This window comes from Bacillus sp. AR2-1 (assembly GCF_008368755.1).
Taxonomy (GTDB): Bacteria; Bacillota; Bacilli; order Bacillales; family Bacillaceae_G; genus Bacillus_A; species Bacillus_A wiedmannii.
Genome location: NZ_QORY01000006.1, coordinates 297848 through 319254, shown reverse-complemented (window position 1 = coordinate 319254; position 21407 = coordinate 297848). Strand labels below are relative to the sequence as shown.

Here is a 21407-nt window from a genome sequence, read left to right as displayed (position 1 = left end):
TTTTGAAAACTATTTTATATATAAGAAAACGGACAACTATTATTAAACCTTACAGTTGTCCGCATCTCTTATTATTCCATCCCTCTATTTATTAACAGTTAGATTCTCTATTACTTTATATTTACCCAAACACTTTTCACTTCTGTGTAATTATCAAGCGCGTATGAACCTAACTCACGACCGATACCAGATTGTTTAAACCCACCAAATGGTGCAGCTGCATTTTCTAAGTTATAATCATTAATCCATACTGTTCCTGCCTTTAATTTATTGGCAACTTGATGTCCTGTTTTAATATTTTGTGTCCATACGCCCGCAGCGAGTCCGTATGAAGAGCGATTTGCTCTTTCGATAACCTCTTCTGTTGAATCAAATGGAAGTACAACGACAACTGGTCCAAAAATTTCTTCTTTCACAATTGTCATATCATCAGTAACATTTGTGAATACTGTTGGCTGTACAAAATACCCTTTTTCAAATGCCCGTTCACCACCAGCAGCAACAGTAGCTCCTTCTGCTTTTCCTTGTTCAATGTAATGTAGCACACGTTCTTGTTGCTTTTTAGATACGAGTGGCCCCATTTCCGTTTCCTTCTCCATACCTGCTCCAAGTTTTACGTTGTTCGCCATTTTTACTAATTCAGCTACGACTGTTTCGTAATGTTTTCGGTGAACGAATACGCGAGATCCAGCACTACAATTTTGGCCGTGATTATACATAATACCTTGGAATGCGCCGTTAATCGCTTCTTCTAAATCAGCGTCTTCTAAAATGATATTTGGTGATTTACCACCAAGTTCTAACGTTACATGTTTAATTGTTTCTGCAGATTGACGCATAATATATTTCCCTGTAACTGTTGAACCTGTGAAGGCTACTTTATCAATATCATGATGGTTTACGATTGCAGCTCCTGCTTCAGGGCCAAAACCTGGAACAAAGTTTACAACACCGTTTGGAAAACCTGCTTCTTTAAAGAGCTTCGCTGTATATAATAACGATAAAGGCGTTTGCTCTGCTGGTTTTAATACGATTGTACAACCTGTTGCTAGTGCAGCTCCCATTTTCCAAGAAGACATAACGAGTGGAAAATTCCAAGGAATAATTTGACCTACAACGCCAACAGGTTCATGGCGTGTGTAATTTAAGTAATCTTTTGAAATCGGAATTGTTTGCCCGATAATTTTCGTAGCCCATCCCGCATAATAACGATAATTTTCTACAGTCGCTGCAATATCATCATCCAGTGCTACTTGATATGGTTTTCCATTATCTAAAGCTTCTAACTGCGCTAATTCTTCTCCATGCTCTTCAATTAAGTCTGCTAATTTATAAATTAGGTGCGCTCTTTCAGCGGTAGTCATTTCTGCCCAAGGTCCTGATTCAAATGCAGATCTTGCAGCTTTTACCGCTACATCAATATCCTCTTCTCGCGCTTCGCATACGACAGCTAAAACATCTTCTGTTGCTGGATTGTATGTCTCAAATGTCTTCCCGCTAATGGAAGGTACAAATTCACCATTAATAAACATTTTAATTTCTTCATTTAAAAACGCTTTCACTTTTGGTCTCAGCTCAATGTTTGTCGTTAACATATATGCTCTCCTCCTTATTTAAACAGCTGCATGAGCTGCAATTTTTGAAATAATCGTTTGAAGTTTTTGATCTTCTTCTTCAGTTAATCCGAGTCTCGGATAACGAGAAGGTCCCCCTGCTTGCCCGTGTAATTCCATTGAGCGTTTAACAATTTGTACATATTTTCCTGATCCTTCAAGAAACTCGCAAAGAGGTAAAATAGCATCGTTTATTTCCCAAGCTTTTTCTAATTCACCATTTTGGAAATGCTCATACATTTTCGTAACAAGCCCCGGCACGATATTTCCTGCTACTGAAACCCATCCCGTTGCACCTACTAAATAAGATTCCATAACTAAATCTTCAGATCCACAGAAGACTTGAAAAGCACCTTCGCCTTGTCGTACTAAATCTCTTGCTTTACGAATATCTCCGCTAGATTCTTTAATATGTGTAACATTTTCACATTCTTTTCCAATACGTAGCAGGAGCTCTGTACTCATATCAACACCAGATGTAAACGGATTATTGTATAACATAATTGGTATATTTACAGCGTTTGAGATTTCTTTAAAATGAAAATAAATTTCCTCTTCTTTCGGCTTACAATAGTACGAGTTAATAATTAATGCGCAATCCGCTCCGTGTGCTTCTGCATGTTTCGTATATTCAATCGTTTCTTTCGTCGTTTCTGCTGCAGTTCCTACAATAACTGGAATACGGCCATCAACTTCTTTTAATACTGTTTCTACCATTTTAAATCGTTCTTCTTTTGATAAACTAACAAACTCACCTGTACTTCCATTAATAATAATGCCAGCTACCTTTTGATCGATAAAATAGTTTACGTTTTGTTTTACACCGTTCCAATTAATTTCTTGAAACTCATCCATCGGTGTGATCAATACTGGAAATGCCCCTTTAATTTTTTTCATATTTATCTCTCCCTTTACTATTTTAATAAAAATCCTGTCGGAAACGGATCTGTAGAGTCTAATAGAAACGTCTGCATCCCTGTAATAAATCCTCTACTTTCAAAGCGAAAAATGTATCCTTGTTCTTCTTTCTTCACTTGTTCCACTGTTATAAAGCTATTAAATATACTTTCATTTTTAAAAGGTTTATCCGCTATATAATCATTTTTAAATAATGTATGAACATAAGATACAATAGTAGAAACAAAACCAGGCGAACGTACGATAAAGTTATCTTCATGAAATGTAATCGACTTTATATGGTTCTTTTCTGTTTGCATAGATTCTACTAAAATAAGTCTTTTTATTAATGACTGTTTTTGTATCGCTTGAAGTGTAACTTCACTCCATTTTTTTAATTTAGAGATATTTTCAATACTGATTTCTGGTGAATATGCATCCTTTTCTACAACTGCATATACTTTATCTGCCTGAATGAGAGAGTAACTTATATTACCAACTTGTAAATTTTTCTCAATCATATAACATAGTTTACTTTCAAACGAAACAGATACAACTTCATCATTCTCTACATACGCATGGATTGAAAATATACCAGATAGCGTTTCAATTTTGTATTGGTTCGTCTCTCTCTTTTTTAAATACCCGCTTTCTAGTAACATCGTTATGACTGCGACAATCCCCCCATAATGAAGCGGAATGGATCCTTCATGATTAAAAAATAATACAGCTGCATCGACTTCCATATGAATAGAAGGAACGACAATACATCCATTTAATCCGATAAAACCACGTGGTTCATTTAATACAAGCTTCATTTCTTCTGCTAATTCACCTGAAAATTGTTCGTTTAATTGCTCTAAACTGTAGTAGTATTTGCATGGTACATCTTTCATTACACGAAATGCTTCACCATTTACATGTACGTCTACTGCTGTATACATTTTTTGAATGTTCATTTTACATCCTCCGTTTCATGTTCCATCGGCGGAATTAGCAAAAAGCCTTCTTTAAGTGGGTCCTTTTCATTATAAAAAAATCTATGCATCCCCATAAGCCAAGCTGAACCTGTAATTTTCGTTACGACAGCTTCAATATTTTCTACAGATGTTGTATTTATGACGCACCCTTTAAATAAAGAGCCAACGATACTCTCATGAATAAACTCTTCATCCACTTCAATTTTTTGATTTGCGTATAATACAGCTAACTTCGCTGATGTTCCTGTACCACATGGAGAACGATCAATTCCTCCTGGCGGAACGACAACTGTATTTTTCACATGAGCACTTTCATGAGTAGGATCTGTATAAAATTCAATATGGGTTAACCCTCTAATAAATGAATACTGCGGATGAATGATTTCAAATTCCTCATTAATGATATTTCTAATATGAATTGCCTTATCGATGATTGTAGATGCATGTTCCGGTACTAACTCTAAACCTACTGACTTCGCATCAATAATGGCATAGAAATTTCCTCCATACGCAATATCTGCTTCTACAGTTCCAATCCCTTCAACTTGTACAGTAATATGTTTCAATAAAAAAGCTGGTATGTTACAGAAAGAGACTTCTTTCGCTTTTCCATCTTGAACAAAGATATCCACTTCAACTAAGCCGGCTGGCGTGTCTAACTTTAACGAAGTAATCGGTTCAACTACAGGAATTAAACCTGATTCAATTAAAGCTGTACATACACCAATTGTATCGTGACCACACATCGGTAAATATCCACCTGTCTCTATGTATATAACACCAATATCTGCTTCAGGATGACACGGATCTGTTAATAGTGCTCCTGACATTACATCATGACCACGCGGTTCATTCATTAACAATTTGCGAATCCAGTCATACTCCTTTTTCATATGTAACATTTTCTCTGCCATCGTCTCTCCAATTAACTTTGGAAGTCCGCTTATCAATGTCCTCGTCGGATTCCCGCCCGTATGTGTATCAATCGTCGTAAAGACTCTTTGTGACCTCATCCATTTAACACCCTTTCTGTAAAACGACTCAAACGAAGTGGTTCAATAGGAATGATTGTTTCTTTTTCATTTAATAACTCTTCAATTACTTTTCCAGTAACCGCTGCAAGGCTAATGCCATCCCCTTCATGCCCCGCTGCGATAAAGTAGTTCGGGATATGTTGCACGCGTGAAATGATTGGCAAATGATCTTCTGTCCACGGGCGTAATCCAGCATATGAACGAATCACCATCATATCCGCCATTTTCGGATAAAAACGAATTGCTCTGTTTGCAATACATTTAATAACCTCGTTGTTTATCTTCGTATGAAAACCTACAAACTCTCTACTACTACCAATTAAAAAATTTTGGCTTTCTGTCGGCTCAAACACAAGAGCTACCCCATATTTCTCAGTTAAAGCATCCACTTTTCGTTTTCCGCCAAATTTAGAAATTAAATAGCCAAATTCCATTACTTTACGGCAACCAACGTGTTGTTGCCTTGAAGCTACAATAATATGCCCTTTTCTCGGTTCAATTGGGATATTTACATCCAACATTTCTCCGATTTTCGGAGCCCACACACCGGCTGCGTTTACCACTTGTTTCGCAGTAAACGTCCCGTTAGTCGTTTCTACAATAAAGGAACCGTCTATATCTCTTTTCATTTCTTTTACTTCCGTATGATTAAAAGCTTTCGTACCAAATTTCTTCGATTCTGTAAGAAGTGAAAAAGCAAGGAGATATGGATTTACAGTCGAATCCGTTGCGCATTCTAACCCGCCTAATAAATCTTCTGCAAAAAATGGCGATTCTTCTCTTATATCTTGTCTATCAAGCATTCGAAACGGTAAACCAGCTTCCTTTTGACGATTCACCCATTGCTGGGCTGCTTCCATTTCTTCGTCCGACTCACATACGAGAATACTTCCTGGTGCTCTATATTCAAATGAGTGCTCTAACTCTTCACTTAAATCAGTTACTAACTTTTGACTTACTAACGACATTTGACTATCAAACCCTGGGTCTTTATCAATAGCCAAAATATTCCCGTCACACCGTGAAGACGTCCCACTGACAAATTCTCCTTTTTCAATGATTGTTACGTCTCTTCCGTATTTTGAAGTGTAATAAGCGATTGAACATCCTATAATTCCACCACCTATTATTAAAACGTCACAGTGCCTCACGTAGCACCCCTCCCTTCTTTTTAATCCCTCACTTTCTTTTATGCAATTGACGTGCCAACTCTACATATATACACTTTTTACAAATAATATTTTTATTTGTAAAAATATTTTGAATTTATCATAAATAGGTGTATTATTTTTTTATCACTGTCAAAATTTTTATACATAATAGGAGGACAATATGGCATTCTCATTTCCCACAATACAAGAATTTCTAAAAACTTTATTAATTGATCACACAAACAATTTGCAACATATTGAGCAAGTTAACGAAAAGTTTTATTACAGCCCTTCTACTACAGAAAAATACAACTGTGCAGTTATAGATGAAGATGATTCATTCAACACTTTAATTGACGCGTTTTCTCATGAAATGACCGTTATCGTAATAAACGAAAATAAAGAGCCTATATGCTGTATAACGGCTCAGCAAATCATTCCGTTTCTTGTTAAGTCTTACAATGAACTACAATCTTTCTATAACACCGTAATACAAACAACTGATTCTTCTGTTACAGTTATCGATGATAAAGAATGTGTTCGTACTTGGACAGATGGCGCCGAAAAGATTTTTTCAGTCAACCATACTGAAATTATTGGACAACCCATCACTCGCTTTTTTGACTATAAAGATTTGGAAATTTTACAATCATTACATGACGGAAAAAGCATAATTGCTCAGTTCCATCAGCCTCGTCCAGATTTATTTGTATTAATTAACTCAAACCCAGTGTATTGTAACGATGAAATTATTGGAGCAGTCGTTTCAGAAACTGATGTTACGAATCAAGTTGCTTTAAATGAAAAACTATTTAATATGTCACATGAAATGCACCGATTAGAACAAGAGGTCGCAAAATATAAAGATGAATTAGACCCTTTCCTTGCGATGAATGGAAAGAGCCCTGTTATACAAAGAACGATACAATTAGCTAGAAAGGTGTGTTCGGTGAAATCAACAGTTTTAATACTCGGAGAAAGTGGTGTTGGAAAAGAAGTATTTGCGAAAGCAATCCATGAAGCAAGTGAAGCAACTAAAGCACCTTTCATTTCAATTAACTGCGGCGCCATTCCAGAAGCGTTATTTGAAAGTGAATTATTCGGGTATGAGCGCGGGGCGTTTTCTGGTGCAAATAGTAAAGGGAAAAAGGGTAAAATAGAGCTCGCGCAAGGCGGTACATTATTCCTAGATGAAATAGGAGAAATGCCGCTCGATATGCAAGTAAAGCTTTTACGTGTACTACAAGAACGAAAATATTACCGAGTTGGTGGAGAAAAAGAGATTCATATTAATTTCCGCATTATCGCTGCTACAAATCGTGATTTACAAGAGGAAATGAGAAAAGGCACGTTCCGAGAAGATTTATACTATCGCCTAAATGTAGTTAGCTTGCATATTCCACCGCTGCGCGAAAGACGCGAGGATATTATTGAATTAACTTATTCTTTTTTAAACGATTTTTCAATCAACTATAACAGACCAATTCGTGACTTACCTTCCAGCATTATGCATGAGTTACTTCATTACAATTGGCCAGGTAATATTCGCGAACTTCGTAACGTTGTTGAAAGACTTGTCGTATTTGCGACTGACGGTATTATAAAACAAGAATATTTACCATTTCATACAACTGAAACGTTAGAGAATCATACGGCTCATTCCCTATTACTCAGCAACAATCATACAATCCTTTCTTTACAAGAAGAAATGGATGAACATGAGAAGAAAGTTATTGAGAGGGCTTTACGCATTTTAAATGGGAATAAATTAGAGTGCGCGAAACAACTCGGTGTTACGAGAGCCACTTTATATAACCGTTTAAAAAAACTTGGTTTACAATAACTGTTTCCCTCCTCTATATTGGCATAGTTTTTGCATTATATAATTTGTGCAAACCGAACTAGAGGAGGAATACATATGACGAATAAAGATCATGTAATTGTTTGTCGATGTGAAGAAGTTACATACGGTCAACTTCAATCGACAATTGCTGAATATAATTGCTCGGCGAGAGAATTAAAACTAAGAACACGTGCTGGCATGGGATTTTGCGGTGGCCGCACATGTAGAATGATGATAGATCGAATGATTGAAAGTGCAAATCCTGAAGTAACTACTAATGAAATTCCATTAAAATATCAACCACCAGTGCGCGCAGTTACCTTTGGAGCGGTAGGTGAAAATAAATGAATAGAATTACCCATCATCCTGTTTTAGGGAGTTTAAATAGTAGTAATCGCATCACTTTCCAATTTAACGGGCAACAATATGAAGCATATGAACATGAAACGATTGCGGCCGCTTTACTTGCAAACGGAATAAGAACTTTAAGAGTGCATGAAGATAGCGGGACGCCGCGAGGTATTTACTGTAATATCGGGCATTGTTCTGAATGCCGGGTGACAGTAAACAATCAAACGAACGTACGAGCATGCTTAACTGTTGTTGAAAAAGATATGGTAGTTAATAGCGGCAAACAGCATCCAAATATCGTGAGAGAGATGGTGAAAAAGCGATGAATGATGTCATTATTATCGGAGCTGGACCAGCAGGTTTGTCAGCCTCCATCTCTTGTGCTCGTTTTGGACTAAATGTACTTGTTATTGATGAATTTATGAAGCCTGGCGGAAGGTTGCTCGGACAATTACATCAAGAACCTACTGGAGAATGGTGGAACGGAATAGAAGAATCAAAACGCCTTCACGAAGAAGCAAAATCACTTTCAGTTGATATTCGATGCGGCATTTCCGTCTATAATTTAGATAAAGATGAAAGTTCTTGGTTCGTACATACGAATATCGGTACGTTAGAAGCGCCGTTCGTTTTACTTGCTACTGGCGCTGCTGAGTACTCCATCCCCCTTCCTGGTTGGACACTTCCAGGAGTCATGTCGATTGGTGCAGCCCAAGTAATGACAAATGTACATCGCGTTCAAGTTGGGCGAAAAGGAGTAATTATTGGCGCTAACATTTTGTCATTCGCTATTTTAAATGAATTACAATTAGCGGGAATTAAAGTGGAACATATCGTACTTCCTGAAAAAAATGAATTAAGTCAAAAGGCTGGTGAACCAGAAGAAGTATTAAACTCACTCTTACACGCTGCCCACCTTGCCCCGTCACCTTTATTACGTATAGGTAGTCGATTGATGAAATATAATTGGGCGAAACAAGCTGGATTAAACTTCTATCCTAATAAAGGTATGAAAATAAATGGAACACCACTTCACCTTCGAAAAGCAGCTCTTGAAATTATCGGTACAGATCAAGTTGAAGGTGTACGCGTTGCTAATATTGATACGAAAGGAAACATCATAACTGGATCGGAACAAATATATGAGGCAGACTTCGTTTGTATTGCCGGTGGCTTATACCCTCTTGCTGAGCTTGCTGCTGTAGCTGGCTGTCCTTTCCGTTACATTCCGGAATTAGGCGGCCATGTTCCACTGCATTCCGAAACGCTGGAAACCCCTCTTCCCGGTTTATTTGTAGCCGGCAATATAACTGGCATTGAAAGTGGGAAAATTGCAATGGCACAAGGAACTGTTGCTGGATATTCAATCGTAAAACAGGCAAATAATAAATCCCATTCGGTTGAACAACACTTGCAACAGGCGATCCAACATGTACATATCGTACGACAACAAGCTGCCATTCAATTTAATCCGATGATTGATCTCGGTAGACGGAAAATGAATGAAATTTGGCGTGATTATTCCCTGGCATATACACATACTAAAAAGAGCTGCTAAGATTACTCTCAACAGCTCTTTTTTCTACTCATCTGAGTTATTAAACTTTGCTAATGCGTAAATGCCTTCTTCTTCATCTAATTCAAGTTGTAATCTTGCTGCAAATGAATTGACATTATATTCTCTGTCAAGTAATAAGCGTAATGCTTCAATTAAGTTCGCTTGAATTAAAATTTGCTGGCGACCATTTACCTCTACTTCAGCAGAGAAACCGTAGTCATCATCATACATTAGTTCAACTAAAACTTCTTCTGGACCAACTTGTCTTTTTTCAGCGATATATACACAAAGCGCATTGATAAGTTCTTGTTCAGAAATTTTTATTGTTTCCATGCTACTTCATCTTCCTTTTTCTTACGTTGATCTTTGAAGTATTTAAATGCACGAACTGCTAACATTACGATACCAGCCATTACTAACATATTTACCATAAACGCTAATACAGAACCAAGAGCTCCCATATTTGCAAATAGGCTACCCATTAGTAAACCACCAAGACCACCTAGTAATAAACCTTTCATAAAGCTTCCTTTATTACTCTTTGGTGCTGTGTTTGTTGCCTTTGTTTTTGAATCTGTTGTTGTTTTTTGTGAGTTTACGTTATTATCTTTTTTGTTCAAATCAACTTTTGACTTTTGACCAGAACTTGGTGTGTATGATTTTTTACCAGATTTGTAACCCTTCGCTGCTGCGTGATCTACAAACATGAAGCTACTAGCTCCAAAGATAACCATGAATGCTGTCATGACTGCTACAAGTTTTTTCAACATATTATATCCATTCTCCTTTTATATAGATATATGTGAAATCTACCTTTCTAGTAAATTCAGAATGATAGATTTGTTTTTAAAAACATTTTAAAGGTTCTTATGAACTTATTATATGAACTTTTGTCGAAATATGCAAGTATTATTTACTTCCGACAGTTTGGTGACAAAGGAAAAATTAAGCAAAACAGAATTGACTTTAAATGAAACAAAACATATTATAGGTTCATAAGAACTTTTTATTATTTTTGGAGGTGAAAAGATGGAAACATTTCATCTCACACGAAACGAAATGGCTACCCTTCTTCTATCATTAAGAGGATGGAATACGAAAAAGCCTCTCGGTATTTTACAAGAAGCTTGGGCGAAGTCACATAAAAAAGATATTGAAAGCGGACAAAGCGTAACTGCTTTTATTACTACCGCACTTTCACCTATTTTTGAAAAACTGATTAAAATTGATGATACAGACGTCGGTTTTTCATTAAATGAAATAGTTGCGCTTGGAAATCAGATTGAAAATACAAGTTTCTCAGTAACAGCCATGCAAAACTGGGTGAAACGAGATATAAAAGAAATGATTGGCTCTCCTCAAAAAGGAAAAAAATATTCAATTGAACAAGCAGCCTTACTATTCATTGTTGAAGATTTAAAAACAGCACTTGATTTTGAATCCATTCGTAAGCTATTACGCCTTATTGTAAATGACCCAGCCGATCGAAGTGATGACTTAATCAATCCTGTTCATTTATATGGGGCATACTCTTCTCTATTTGAAGAACTCAATCAAGGGAACTGCTTACAACTAAATGCAACAGATACAATCCATACAATTGAAAATATCGTGAAAGAAAGAGCTGATAAAATTGCAAGCAAGTTCGATCAGGTTAACAACGAACAACGTGAAGCAATTCGTAATGCGATTATTATTGCCACATTATCTGTGCATACCGCTTATGTACAAATGTTAGCAAAACGTTACGTAACAGCAACTTTATTTTTACAAAATTTAGAAGTGAAACCGTAAAAAATAGGAGCAGAAATGCTTCTATTTTTTTATGAGAAATTTTTAATAATCTTTTCATTTTCTCTTCATGAAAACTAAGCTCATATCCTGTACTATACTACTTATGAGAGACATAAAAGAATTGAAATAGCAATCCCCTATACAAATAAGGTATAATCTACACATAGTGAATCTTTTATGTTATTAAGTATAAGGTTCACCTATTCAAAAATACATAAACTAGAAGGTGCAACAATGGTAAGTAGTTTTATTCATTCAGTATTAACGTTTTTTGAAGGATTAGGTTATTGGGGCATTATGCTTGGTCTAATGATTGAGATTATTCCAAGTGAAATCGTCCTTGCTTATGCGGGATTCTTAGTATTCAATGGTAGTATCTCATTTGTAGGCGCCGTTGTATTCGGTACAATTGGCGGCGTTATTGCTCAAATCTTTATTTATTGGCTTGGACGATACGGTGGACGACCTATATTAGAACGATACGGAAAATATATTTTCATTCATAAAAAACATATAGATGCAGCTGAAGATTGGTTTAACCGTTACGGGACTGGTGTAATTTTCACTGCACGCTTTATTCCAGTAGTACGTCATGCGATTTCAATTCCTGCTGGTATTACAAAAATGCCATTATTACGTTTCACTACATTAACAGCACTTGCAATCATCCCTTGGTCTATCATTTTCATTTATTTAGGTGAAAAACTAGGTCAAAATTGGGAGAATATAAACGATATTGCGGGACCGTATGTGAAGTCTTTCGCAATTGGCGGCGTCATACTTATCCTACTATACTTCATCCTTAAAAAATGGACAAAAAAACGTAAAAATCTTGCTTAAGATAATATAAAAACCGCTATACATTCATTACGAATGTTAGCGGTTTTTATATTAGACTTGATTATGTATTAAAAATTGGATTATTTCTTCCTTATGCTTTAAGTCATGCTGAATGAGTGATGAAAAATAATGATTCAGCATGACTTTTTTAGTACCAATTTGAAAGTCATTATAAAAATTATCGGCAGGAATTCGCTCAATTTCGTCTACTAATTGTTTACGAGTATAGCTAAACTGATTGATAAGCTCTTCTCTTGAAATACCTGATCTTGCATATATAATTGCACTCTTATTCATTTCCTCTACATCTGTTGGAAAATGCGGCACTGATTGAGTACTAAGAAAATAAGGAATTCGATACTTCATTACAAAATCATCCCAAATACTAAAATGTGAAATCACATCTGCAATCCCCCACGAACCATTTTTAAATGATTGAAACCATATATCATCAGGTACTTCCTTCAATGTTTGACACCATTCTATTATATTTAACTTTTCTTCTAAAATATTTTCTTTCTTCATTATGCATTCCTTTCTCGCACTTGTAATTCATTCATATTAATATCTTCTAGAAATTGTATAAAAAGCCTCCATAATTATGTGGATAAGCAACAATTCATTCGTCCATTTCGTATATTAACTCTAAAAGGAGTGATTTCCCTATGCATTGGCAACAAAAAATACAATACTTAATCGGACGCCCTATCGGTATTTCCTTCATAAATGGGCAGGGAACTTCTGGTGTATTATGTTCAGCACATGATGGTCAATTATATGTGTATGAATACCTTTATCAAGCGCAGTTCGCAATGAAGCATTATGATTTTAGACAAATTCAAGATATACATGCCTTTCCGAATTGCCCACATCAAAATACTCTATACTAAAAAAGGAACAGCTTATAGCCGTTCCTTCTTCTCCACTCTTATTTTTCAGTATAAAAGTTTTGTACTGCTTCATCAAAGTAAATCCAGCCTTTCCAACCTAAATGAATTGTATCTTTTAAGAAATACTTATCATATTCATGGCCAGAAAAATCAACTACTGGGTATCCTGCTTTCTCAACTTGTTCCCGAACTTTTTTATAATACACTTCACGGCGTTCTTTAGGGAAACCAGCGTAATCATACCACGGTCCGTTTACAGGTACAGAAATGAATAGTGGCTTAACATTTTTCTCTTTAAATATATTTAAAACAATTTGTAAGTCATCATATTCTGGTGATTCTTCATATGATTCATTTGCTCTAAAGTTTTTTAAACCTTTTAATTTTTTCTTTAAATTATGTTTATAGTAATACGGATTTTCAATTCCGAATGTGTTTGTAGTAGATTCCGTTTTTCCTTCTTCCTCCGCATGTTTACGTGCATCTACCCAAGAAATTGAACGTAGTCCCATATTTGTTTTTTCTTTCATCGGTTCAATCTTAAATAAGGAGTTAAATACATCTCTATGATCTAAAATATTTCGATGCATATAAGCAAGTGGTTTAACTAAACCTGCTTTTATGTTATGTTTCGTATCATTATATACAATACCTTCTAATGAATTTTTTAATATATCATCTTTTTGAACAACTTTATAGTCTAATAATCGTTTCGCAATTTGCTTCTTCATTTCAACATTTATTGTATCATTAAAAATAAAATGATATGCTTGTTGTTTGGAGAAATTGTTAGTAAAATCCCCTTGTGATACACCCGTTTTAGTAAACCATTGTGGTGATAGAACAAAGACTACTTTTTTACCTTCTAACTCATCCATTGTAGACGTCATATTTAATATATGAGCTAAACTTTGTGTACCGCCAATCCCCATTAAATATGGTGTAAAACCTGCAGGATTTACTTTAAAGTAATTAGACGGATGATATGCATCCATTCGTAAAAATTCAGATGAACCATACATCGGTAAATACTGCGAATTCTCTAACATTTTTTGCTGTAAGAAAACACTTTGTAGTTTTTCTTTTTGTAAGGAAGTTGCCGCATCTTCTACCTTCTTATCACTAATAAGTGATACTAAACTTTTCGATGGGATTAATATGATAATGAAAAAAAGCACACACGCTAAAATTATGGGACCAAAAGCATGCTTCATTTTCATCGTCTCTTCCTCTTTCTATCGCTATTAAATTGTAACCCTTGTTTTTGACACGCCATCATTTCTCTCCTTTTTCTCTATACATGTCCCATTCTATTTATCTATTATATACATGTATGTATTTCTTTCCTTGTTCTATTAAGTTCTATACAAATATCGCAAGAAAATGTTTCCATAGAAACACGTTAATTATACAAGATTCTACATAAATTTCACACTGGAATTTTACTAATAATTTTATTTTTAAGACATGAAAAAATATATAAAATGTCTATACATTTGAAACTGTACAAAAAAACAGACTATCACACATGTGAAGTCTGTTTCTCCATACTTTTATTTTTGTACATCTGCCCATTTTAAACTTGTAGCTGGACCGAATTGATGTACATATAAATCTTTCACATGCGGCTTTTGTAAGTATGATAATCCGCGCTGGAATACCGGCGCTATTACTGCATCATCTAGCAGCATTTTTTCCGCATCTTGCATTGCTTTCCAACGAGCTTTTTCATCATTACCTAATTCTGTTTTAATCTTCTTAATTAACGCATCATATTCTGGGTTTGCATATTCTGTATTGTTCACACTGCTTCCAGAAAGGAATACTTCTAAGTAAGTCATTGGATCTGGATAATCCGGTAACCAGCGTGATAATGACATTTCATATTCTTTCTTCTTCTCTAACGCTAGTTTTTGCGTGTGTGGTTGTAATTTTACATTTACTTTTAAGCCTGGTAAGTTTTTCTCTAGCTCTTCTTTAATGTATTCTCCTACTTTTTTGAAGTTTTCTAAGTCATAGTTTAATAACTCAAGCGTCACTTCATTTGTACCGGTCTCTTGCTTCGCCTTTTCCCAATATTCTTTCGCCTGTTTTACATCAGTTTTATTAAACTCACCTGCTGTACTTCTAAAATCTTTTTTATCTGGACCTTTTAAAAATCCTTTTGGTACGTAATAGTTAGCAGCAACCGAACCATCATTTAAAAATGAAGTCGCAAGTCCTTTCTTATCAAACACTGTACTTAGCGCAAGCCTTGCGTTTTTATTTTTAAGAATCGGTACATTTTCATTGAATCTGAAGAAGTACATAACCGGATCTGTATATTGTTTTAGCTCTTTATTACTTTTATATTTATCTACAAATTCTGTAGAAATGACAGCTCTATCAACTTTATCTGTTTCATATAAATTTACCGCAGTTGAAATTTCTTTAACAATTTGATAGTTCACTTCATCTAGCTTCACTTCTTTTTTATCCCAATACTTATCGTTTTTTTTCATTGTAAAACTAGCTTCATGCTTCCACTCTGATAATGTAAATGGCCCGTTATACACCGCTTTATTTGCTTCTAATCCGTACTTATCGCCCTGCTCTTTCGCATATTTTTCGTTAATTGGATAGAAGGACGGTAAAATAAGTAATTTCGTAAAATACGGCACTGGATGTTCTAGTTCTACAACGAATGTTTTATCATCCGTCGCTTTTACTCCTAATTCATCTAAACCTAATTGTTTCTTATTTATTTTCTCCGCATTTTTCACATCGTAAGCAATGTATGCATATTGAGAAGCAGTATCCGGATTAATCAGCTGCTTCCAAGCGTATACGTAATCTTGTGCTGTTACTGGATCTCCGTTAGACCATTTCGCTTCACGCAAGTGGAATGTATATGTTTTTCCATCTTTACTTACTTCATATTTTTGTGCTCCAGCCTCAATCACTTCATCATTTTTCGATAAACGGAATAATCCTTCCATTACGTTATTTAAAACGTTAAACGATACCGCATCTGTTACTTTCCCTGAATTTAATGACGGAATTTCACCCGTTTCTAGTAACTGTAATACTTTCTTCTCATCTTTCGGCTTTGTCGTTGTTTTTTCTTTTGCGCATCCTACTAAAAATGAAGAAACTAATAGAGTACTAACTAATGAGTAACGAACAACTTTTTTCATTTGAAAACCCCCTCTATTTTTTAAGGTAAGTAACGACGAGCACCAGCGTATTCTTCTATATATCCTGGTGTATTTAGCGGTATAATCTCTACTGACCTTTCAGCTCTCGGTGAGTGAATCATATTTCCATCACCAATATACATAGCAACATGATGAACACTACCTTTTCCTTGATCATGTGCAAAGAAGATTAAATCTCCTTTTTGTAAATTTTCTTTATCAACTGCAACTCCATTTCTCGATTGCGGACCTGAATCCCGCGGAATTGTAATACCGTGCGATTTATAAATTGTATGTGTAAATCCAGAGCAATCAAATCCAAAGCCACTTGTACCTGCCCATATATACGGTAATCCTAAAAACATTTTTCCAGTGTTTATTAAATCATCAGCTGTCGGAGTTGGAATATCATTTTGCGAACGGTAAACTGTCCCATCATTTTTTCGTAGCCAAGCTTTCTGTCCGTTTGGTAACAACACGCGGTACGAAATCGTATCTTCACTAAGTAGTGGCAGTCGCGTATTATAGCTCACTTCAAGTGATTTATGTTGTTCAGAAGGATTTATATATAAAATGGCTGTCGGTTTTGTTACTAATACGAAAGGTTCATTTGTTTTATCAGCAAATTCTTGATTATATGTTAACTGTTTTTCGGGCATCCACCCTGGGTAGCCCTCTTCATTTCGAGGTGTTGGCTGACCATGGACTAACACTTTAACCCAGTCCCCTTTTTTATCAACAACCGTTACTTCTTGACCTAATAACGCTTGCGTTTCTAATTTATTTGCATTTGTTAACCAAAGTTTCTCATCAAGCGTCATTGATTTCGTCCACTTCCACAAATCAACTGGGTTTGTAGCGCTCGGTGCATCAATTGGCCGTAATGAATCAGGCGCAGTCCAAAGTGTTGCGGCAGATACATCGATAAACGCTTTACTATCTTTCTTCTCTTCAGCATTTGCTGATGTAAACGATGAAAATATAAATAAAGTTGTTAAAAATGCAGTTCCTACTTTTTTCATAAATATCCCCCTTAAAAGATAGTTTACTAGTCTCTTCTCCTAAGATTTACTATTCACTGTCGTTTGAAGGTTTACCTTTGATCCAGAATAAGTCATTCCTTCCGGTTCTTCCATTAACCAAAGCGGTGCATCCAGATCGAAGTAATGAATATTAGGATGTGCAGCAGCTAAATGGGCTACAGCGCTAACAGAAAGTGAAGATTCCATCATACTTCCGACCATACATTTTACACCAGCTGTTTCGGCAATATCGGCAATACGCCACGCTTCACGTATGCCGCCACATTTCATTAATTTAATATTAATTAAGTCTGCATATCCTCCTTGAACAATTTTCAATGCATCACTCGCTGAAAATATGCTTTCATCTGCCATAATGGGCGTTTGTACATGATCTTTGACATACTTTAACCCATCCCAATCTTTCGCATGAACAGGTTGTTCAATAAATTCGATGTTTAAATTGCGATTTTCCATCTCTTTAATGATCGTAACCGCTTCTTTTGGATTCCACCCTTGATTTGCATCTAATCGTAACGTCGTAATTTTTGGTACACTATTTCGAATTGCTTCAATACGTTCTAAATCTAAATGAGCAGATTTTCCCACTTTAATTTTTAAAGTTTGAAATCCTTTTTCTACATGTTGCTTTGCCTCTTTCGCCATAATAAAAGGCTCATCTACACTCACCGTAATATCTGTATGAATTTCTTTCTTCCCGCCTAATAATGCGTAAAGTGGAACGTTTTGGTGTTGACAATACACATCATATAAAGCAATATCTACCGCGGCTTTCGCACTTGGGTTTCCAATACAACTCATTTGAATGTGCTGCAGTAACTGCTGAAATTGAATGATATCTTGACCAATTAAACAGGAACGCATCGGTCCTAAAATTGCTTCTTCAATCCCGTTAGCGAAATCACCCGTAATAACTGGTGTTGCGGCTGCAGCCCCCTTGCCAATAACTCCTTCGTCTGTATGAATATATACATCTATACTTTCTATTTCAGTTACGGTACGAAGCGCCGTTTTAAACGGTGTATGAAGATTTACACGTCTACGCTTTACTTTTACATCCGTAATTTTCATATTGTTCATCCTTTCGTTGTCTGACAAAGTGGAACCTTAATCCACAAAATAAATTAGTTTTTTACGGACAATTAATCTCCTCTTTCGCTTACTTTTCATATAGGAGGTTAATGTGAAATAAAAAAAATCCAGCCATAAGAAGATTCTTATGGCTGGATTTTGTCTAGGAATGGGTAGACAAAGCAGCAATTTGATTATATTTTTTCTGCGCATCTTTTAATGCTACAAGTAGTGCTTTTTGAGACGAACCAAAGTATCTATTTTTTATTTCTGTTACCAATAGTGGATCATTAATATTTTTATGTAGAAACAAATATTTAACGAATTGAGATGTTAATGCAATTGTCGCTGAGCAATCTGCATCTACAATTTCCCCTGTCTCCTTAACAAGTACAAACGCTACAAAATAACTTTTGAACTTTTCGGTAATAGGATTATTTTGAGGTGCTTTCGCATCCCCTACGATATAAATTGTATTTGAAGCGTACACAGCTATCTTCCTTTCTAATACGGGATAACGGTTTTCTTAATAGTCGTATGAGTGATAAACTCAACGTTGATTAAGAAATGTATCCGCTTACCTTGTATTATAATACAATTGACAGAATTTTAACAACATTTATTTCAGTGTATATTCCATAAGTATAAAAACAGCTCAAACTCTTCATTTTTACAATATGTGATTGTTACTTGTACCATGCCATTCATACATAAAAAAACAGCTAGCAATCGCTAACTGTTCTATTACACTACTTCTTCGGCAACACAAATATAGTTTCATTTGACTTTGAAAATTGATATTCTTTTCTCGCAAACTTCAAAATTTCTTCCTCATCGTCTGTTAAATTTTCTATGTTAGTCTTTAAAGAATCCTGGTCTTTCTTTAAAGAGACCAATTGTTTTTTTTGATTCGTTATTGTATCTTTTTTTTCTACTATTATTTCTTGTTGTTTCGTTAAAATAAATTGAAGGTACAAAGTAGCCGCCGCAATAAATATAAACATGAATATAAATCGTCTTAGTTTTTTCTTATTAATTGCTCGCTTCTCATTAGGCTGTGATAGTTGCTCTTCTATATTAGGAACATTTATTCGCTTGAGTTTCCTCATTATGAAATCCCCCTAACACATATATTTTCACTACCCTCGGCATAATCCCTTACTAACTATAATTCTATTCTTATAAAATAAGCTCCTTCACAAAAATATCTTACAAATCAACCAATTAAAGATAGCATTCGACGACATTTCCATATTTACTTTGAATTTTTTTATGTATGCTGCCATAAAATAGTAGTTTCTGTTATTCTTTTTCTATTATTGTAGAAGAGTTTTTTTACACACAAAATACCTTCCCTACATATCGATGTTATAACATGCTTACAAGGAGGAAAAATATGCATTACCGTACATTAGGTAAAACTGGAATAACTGTCTCTGAAATAGGTTTTGGGGCATGGGCAATCGGTGGTGATGAATGGGGACCTGTTAACGATAAACAATCTATAACCGCTATAAAAAAAGCAATTGAGTGTGGTGTGAATTTTATTGATACTGCAGATGTGTATGGTTTAGGACATAGTGAAAAGTTAGTGTCTACCGCAATTAAAGGATATCGTAATGATATTATCCTATCAACGAAAGGCGGTTTAATCGGACATCACTACGATCCGAATGGAGAACCTGTATATGATACTCCCGAAAAAATCATCGCCGTATTTGAAACAAGTTTACAACGTCTTCAAACAGATTACATTGATCTTTATTTTTGTCATATTTGGTGGCATAACCGTAGAGAAACAGAAGCATTTTTACGTGCATTTGAAGTATTAAAACGTGATGGAAAAGTAAGAGCAGTCGGTGTTTCGACACATGATTTACAATACATTCGTCATTTCAATAAAAACAATGAAATTGACATCGTACAACTTGATTACAATATATTGAATCGAAAACCAGAAAATGATATTTTGCCATTCTTACAAGAAAAAAATCTAGGAGCTGTTATTCGTGGGCCGTTAAAAATGGGTATTTTAACTGGAAAATTCACAAATAAAACAACTTTTCCAAATGGAGATTTACGCAAAGATTGGCCAAATGAAAATTGGTTTCAAGAAGACTTACAAAAGGTAGAGAAACTTCGGTTGCTCTCAAATAAAAATCAGACCTTAGGGCAACTTGCACTTCGCTATATACTCACTCATCCAGCAGTGAGTGTTGTAATCCCAGGTGCAAAAACAGAAAAACAAGCACAAGAAAATGCAAATGCGTCTGTTCGCCCTATTTTGAGTGATGAGGAGATTAGCTATATTCAATCAATATAAAAAAGCCCGGCCTGGGCTTTTTAATTTTGTAAATCAATATCATATTCCATACTTTTAGCTGTTTCCTCAGCAATCTCCACACCTAACAAATTTTTTACAATATGAAATGACATGTTAATACCAGCTGAAATACCTGCAGATGTAATAATGTGTCCTTCATCTACAAATTTCACATTCTCCATTACTTCTACATTCGGATAATCTTTTTTGAAAGTTTGAATACTAGCCCAATGCGTTGTTGCTTTTAAGCCTTCTAGTAAACCGGCTTTCGCAAGTAATAGCGCTCCCGTACAAACTGATGTCATTAGCTTTACTTCTTTCATTTGCTGACAAACCCAATTTATTATAATATCATTTTTCACTTCATTTTCCCGAACGCCTTTACCACCAGAAATGATTAAAATATCAACTGGTGGGAAATCTTCAATACTATAATCCGGTTTTACCTTTAATCCGTTTCTTGCTGTAATCATTTCTCCATTTTGGCTAACTGTATACACAGTAAATGGTTTTTCTTCATCCGCTTCGGTTACAGAAAAAACTTCAAATGGCCCAGCAAAGTCTAACACTTCTACCTCGTTAAATAAAAATATGCCCACACTCCATTTATTTATCATACGTTCACTTCCTGTTTTAAATGATGTAAAAGGTGATCATGTTCTTTTTCTAATGCAATATAATATGCTGTTCCCCCATCTTTCAAAATATTTAAGTTTCCCCTTCTTCTATATGTTCTATTGATTATGATATTTTCCTGTTAAAACTACAGTTTACATAATAATATTATCTCTCCAATAATTATCTGTTATTTTAAATATTAAATTTTTTCGTTAAAATAACACT

The 21407-nt window shown here is 35.2% G+C and carries 23 protein-coding genes and 1 pseudogene; 8 read left to right on the top strand and 16 right to left on the bottom strand.

Annotation, left to right across the window (positions count from 1 at the left end):
* Window positions 1-110: 110 nt before the first annotated feature.
* From DT250_RS06270 to DT250_RS06250, 5 genes are read right to left on the bottom strand one after another with little or no spacing between them, the layout of a single operon-like run.
* Window positions 111-1595, bottom strand: coding sequence for an aldehyde dehydrogenase family protein (locus tag DT250_RS06270; protein ID WP_147787670.1), 1485 nt, complete (start codon window positions 1593-1595; stop codon window positions 111-113).
* A gap of 18 nt (window positions 1596-1613) precedes the next feature.
* Entirely contained in the window at window positions 1614-2510 is an 897-nt protein-coding gene (gene dapA, locus DT250_RS06265) for a 4-hydroxy-tetrahydrodipicolinate synthase (protein WP_149212793.1), read from the bottom strand.
* 17 nt (window positions 2511-2527) lie between these two features.
* A complete protein-coding gene (locus DT250_RS06260; RefSeq protein WP_088063711.1) occupies window positions 2528-3469 on the bottom strand; it encodes a proline racemase family protein in 942 nt (313 codons plus the stop codon).
* Entirely contained in the window at window positions 3466-4503 is a 1038-nt protein-coding gene (locus DT250_RS06255; RefSeq protein ID WP_060487075.1) for a proline racemase family protein, read from the bottom strand. The genes DT250_RS06260 and DT250_RS06255 overlap by 4 nt, the downstream gene beginning before the upstream one ends.
* A complete protein-coding gene (locus DT250_RS06250; protein WP_098189805.1) occupies window positions 4500-5675 on the bottom strand; it encodes an NAD(P)/FAD-dependent oxidoreductase in 1176 nt (391 codons plus the stop codon). The genes DT250_RS06255 and DT250_RS06250 overlap by 4 nt, the downstream gene beginning before the upstream one ends.
* Window positions 5676-5856: 181 nt before the next feature.
* Between DT250_RS06250 and DT250_RS06245 the strand changes: the two genes are divergently transcribed.
* The 4 genes from DT250_RS06245 (at window position 5857) to DT250_RS06230 (ending at window position 9427) form a co-directional block, all read left to right on the top strand.
* Window positions 5857-7518 carry a sigma-54 interaction domain-containing protein gene (locus tag DT250_RS06245; RefSeq protein WP_088122355.1) on the top strand — a complete coding sequence of 554 codons (1662 nt, stop codon included), beginning with the start codon at window positions 5857-5859 and terminating at the stop codon, window positions 7516-7518.
* 75 nt (window positions 7519-7593) lie between these two features.
* A complete protein-coding gene (locus tag DT250_RS06240; protein ID WP_088063714.1) occupies window positions 7594-7866 on the top strand; it encodes a (2Fe-2S)-binding protein in 273 nt (90 codons plus the stop codon).
* Window positions 7863-8195 carry a (2Fe-2S)-binding protein gene (locus DT250_RS06235; protein WP_088063715.1) on the top strand — a complete coding sequence of 111 codons (333 nt, stop codon included), beginning with the start codon at window positions 7863-7865 and terminating at the stop codon, window positions 8193-8195. The genes DT250_RS06240 and DT250_RS06235 overlap by 4 nt, the downstream gene beginning before the upstream one ends.
* Window positions 8192-9427, top strand: coding sequence for an NAD(P)/FAD-dependent oxidoreductase (locus DT250_RS06230; protein WP_149212792.1), 1236 nt, complete (start codon window positions 8192-8194; stop codon window positions 9425-9427). Before DT250_RS06235 ends, DT250_RS06230 begins: the two co-directional genes overlap by 4 nt.
* 24 nt (window positions 9428-9451) lie before the next feature.
* Here DT250_RS06230 and DT250_RS06225 read toward each other — a convergent pair whose 3' ends face one another.
* Both DT250_RS06225 and DT250_RS06220 read right to left on the bottom strand, forming a co-directional pair.
* Complete coding sequence (locus tag DT250_RS06225; RefSeq protein WP_060487081.1) at window positions 9452-9760, bottom strand: YxcD family protein; 309 nt, start codon at window positions 9758-9760, stop codon at window positions 9452-9454.
* Window positions 9748-10197 carry a hypothetical protein gene (locus tag DT250_RS06220; RefSeq protein WP_000914471.1) on the bottom strand — a complete coding sequence of 150 codons (450 nt, stop codon included), beginning with the start codon at window positions 10195-10197 and terminating at the stop codon, window positions 9748-9750. Before DT250_RS06220 ends, DT250_RS06225 begins: the two co-directional genes overlap by 13 nt.
* Before the next feature lie 259 nt (window positions 10198-10456).
* On the opposite strand from DT250_RS06220, the gene DT250_RS06215 reads away from it, so the two are divergent.
* Together DT250_RS06215 and uptA are read left to right on the top strand one after the other, a co-directional pair.
* Window positions 10457-11221: a DUF1836 domain-containing protein gene (locus tag DT250_RS06215; protein ID WP_000447225.1), complete on the top strand. Its 765-nt coding sequence runs from the start codon at window positions 10457-10459 to the stop codon at window positions 11219-11221.
* A 234-nt stretch (window positions 11222-11455) separates the two neighbouring features.
* Window positions 11456-12061 (top strand): undecaprenyl phosphate transporter UptA, encoded by a 606-nt coding sequence (gene uptA, locus DT250_RS06210; protein WP_061664652.1) that lies wholly within the window; start codon window positions 11456-11458, stop codon window positions 12059-12061.
* Window positions 12062-12112: 51 nt separating this feature from the next.
* On the opposite strand, the gene DT250_RS06205 is transcribed toward uptA, so the two are convergent.
* The gene (locus tag DT250_RS06205; RefSeq protein WP_149212791.1) at window positions 12113-12586 is read right to left on the bottom strand and encodes a DinB family protein; all 474 of its coding nucleotides are present in this window, start codon (window positions 12584-12586) and stop codon (window positions 12113-12115) included.
* Window positions 12587-12726: 140 nt separating this feature from the next.
* Between DT250_RS06205 and DT250_RS06200 the strand changes: the two genes are divergently transcribed.
* Window positions 12727-12951, top strand: a complete 225-nt coding sequence (locus tag DT250_RS06200) for a hypothetical protein (protein ID WP_000558704.1) — start codon at window positions 12727-12729, stop codon at window positions 12949-12951.
* 38 nt (window positions 12952-12989) lie between these two features.
* Here the strand turns inward: DT250_RS06200 and dltD are convergent, their stop codons facing one another.
* The 6 genes from dltD to DT250_RS06170 form a co-directional block, all read right to left on the bottom strand.
* Entirely contained in the window at window positions 12990-14171 is a 1182-nt protein-coding gene (dltD, locus tag DT250_RS06195; RefSeq protein WP_088063719.1) for a D-alanyl-lipoteichoic acid biosynthesis protein DltD, read from the bottom strand.
* Between the two features lie 333 nt (window positions 14172-14504).
* Entirely contained in the window at window positions 14505-16127 is a 1623-nt protein-coding gene (locus DT250_RS06190; protein WP_149212790.1) for a peptide ABC transporter substrate-binding protein, read from the bottom strand.
* Window positions 16128-16147: 20 nt separating this feature from the next.
* Entirely contained in the window at window positions 16148-17149 is a 1002-nt protein-coding gene (locus tag DT250_RS06185; RefSeq protein ID WP_088063721.1) for a C40 family peptidase, read from the bottom strand.
* A gap of 39 nt (window positions 17150-17188) precedes the next feature.
* The gene (locus DT250_RS06180; protein ID WP_142310462.1) at window positions 17189-18250 is read right to left on the bottom strand and encodes a dipeptide epimerase; all 1062 of its coding nucleotides are present in this window, start codon (window positions 18248-18250) and stop codon (window positions 17189-17191) included.
* Between the two features lie 154 nt (window positions 18251-18404).
* The gene (locus DT250_RS06175; RefSeq protein WP_000271317.1) at window positions 18405-18731 is read right to left on the bottom strand and encodes a DUF3870 domain-containing protein; all 327 of its coding nucleotides are present in this window, start codon (window positions 18729-18731) and stop codon (window positions 18405-18407) included.
* A 259-nt stretch (window positions 18732-18990) separates the two neighbouring features.
* Entirely contained in the window at window positions 18991-19350 is a 360-nt protein-coding gene (locus DT250_RS06170; RefSeq protein WP_149212789.1) for an FtsB family cell division protein, read from the bottom strand.
* 287 nt (window positions 19351-19637) lie between these two features.
* Here DT250_RS06170 and DT250_RS06165 point away from each other — a divergent pair, with 287 nt between their 5' ends.
* Window positions 19638-20564, top strand: a complete 927-nt coding sequence (locus DT250_RS06165; protein WP_048547451.1) for an aldo/keto reductase — start codon at window positions 19638-19640, stop codon at window positions 20562-20564.
* A 20-nt stretch (window positions 20565-20584) separates the two neighbouring features.
* Here the strand turns inward: DT250_RS06165 and DT250_RS06160 are convergent, their stop codons facing one another.
* Complete coding sequence (locus tag DT250_RS06160; RefSeq protein ID WP_149212788.1) at window positions 20585-21181, bottom strand: DJ-1/PfpI family protein; 597 nt, start codon at window positions 21179-21181, stop codon at window positions 20585-20587.
* A pseudogene (locus DT250_RS06155) lies at window positions 21178-21261 on the bottom strand (ankyrin repeat domain-containing protein); the annotation flags it as partial. The gene DT250_RS06160 and the pseudogene DT250_RS06155, both read right to left, overlap by 4 nt.
* Window positions 21262-21407: the final 146 nt, after the last annotated feature.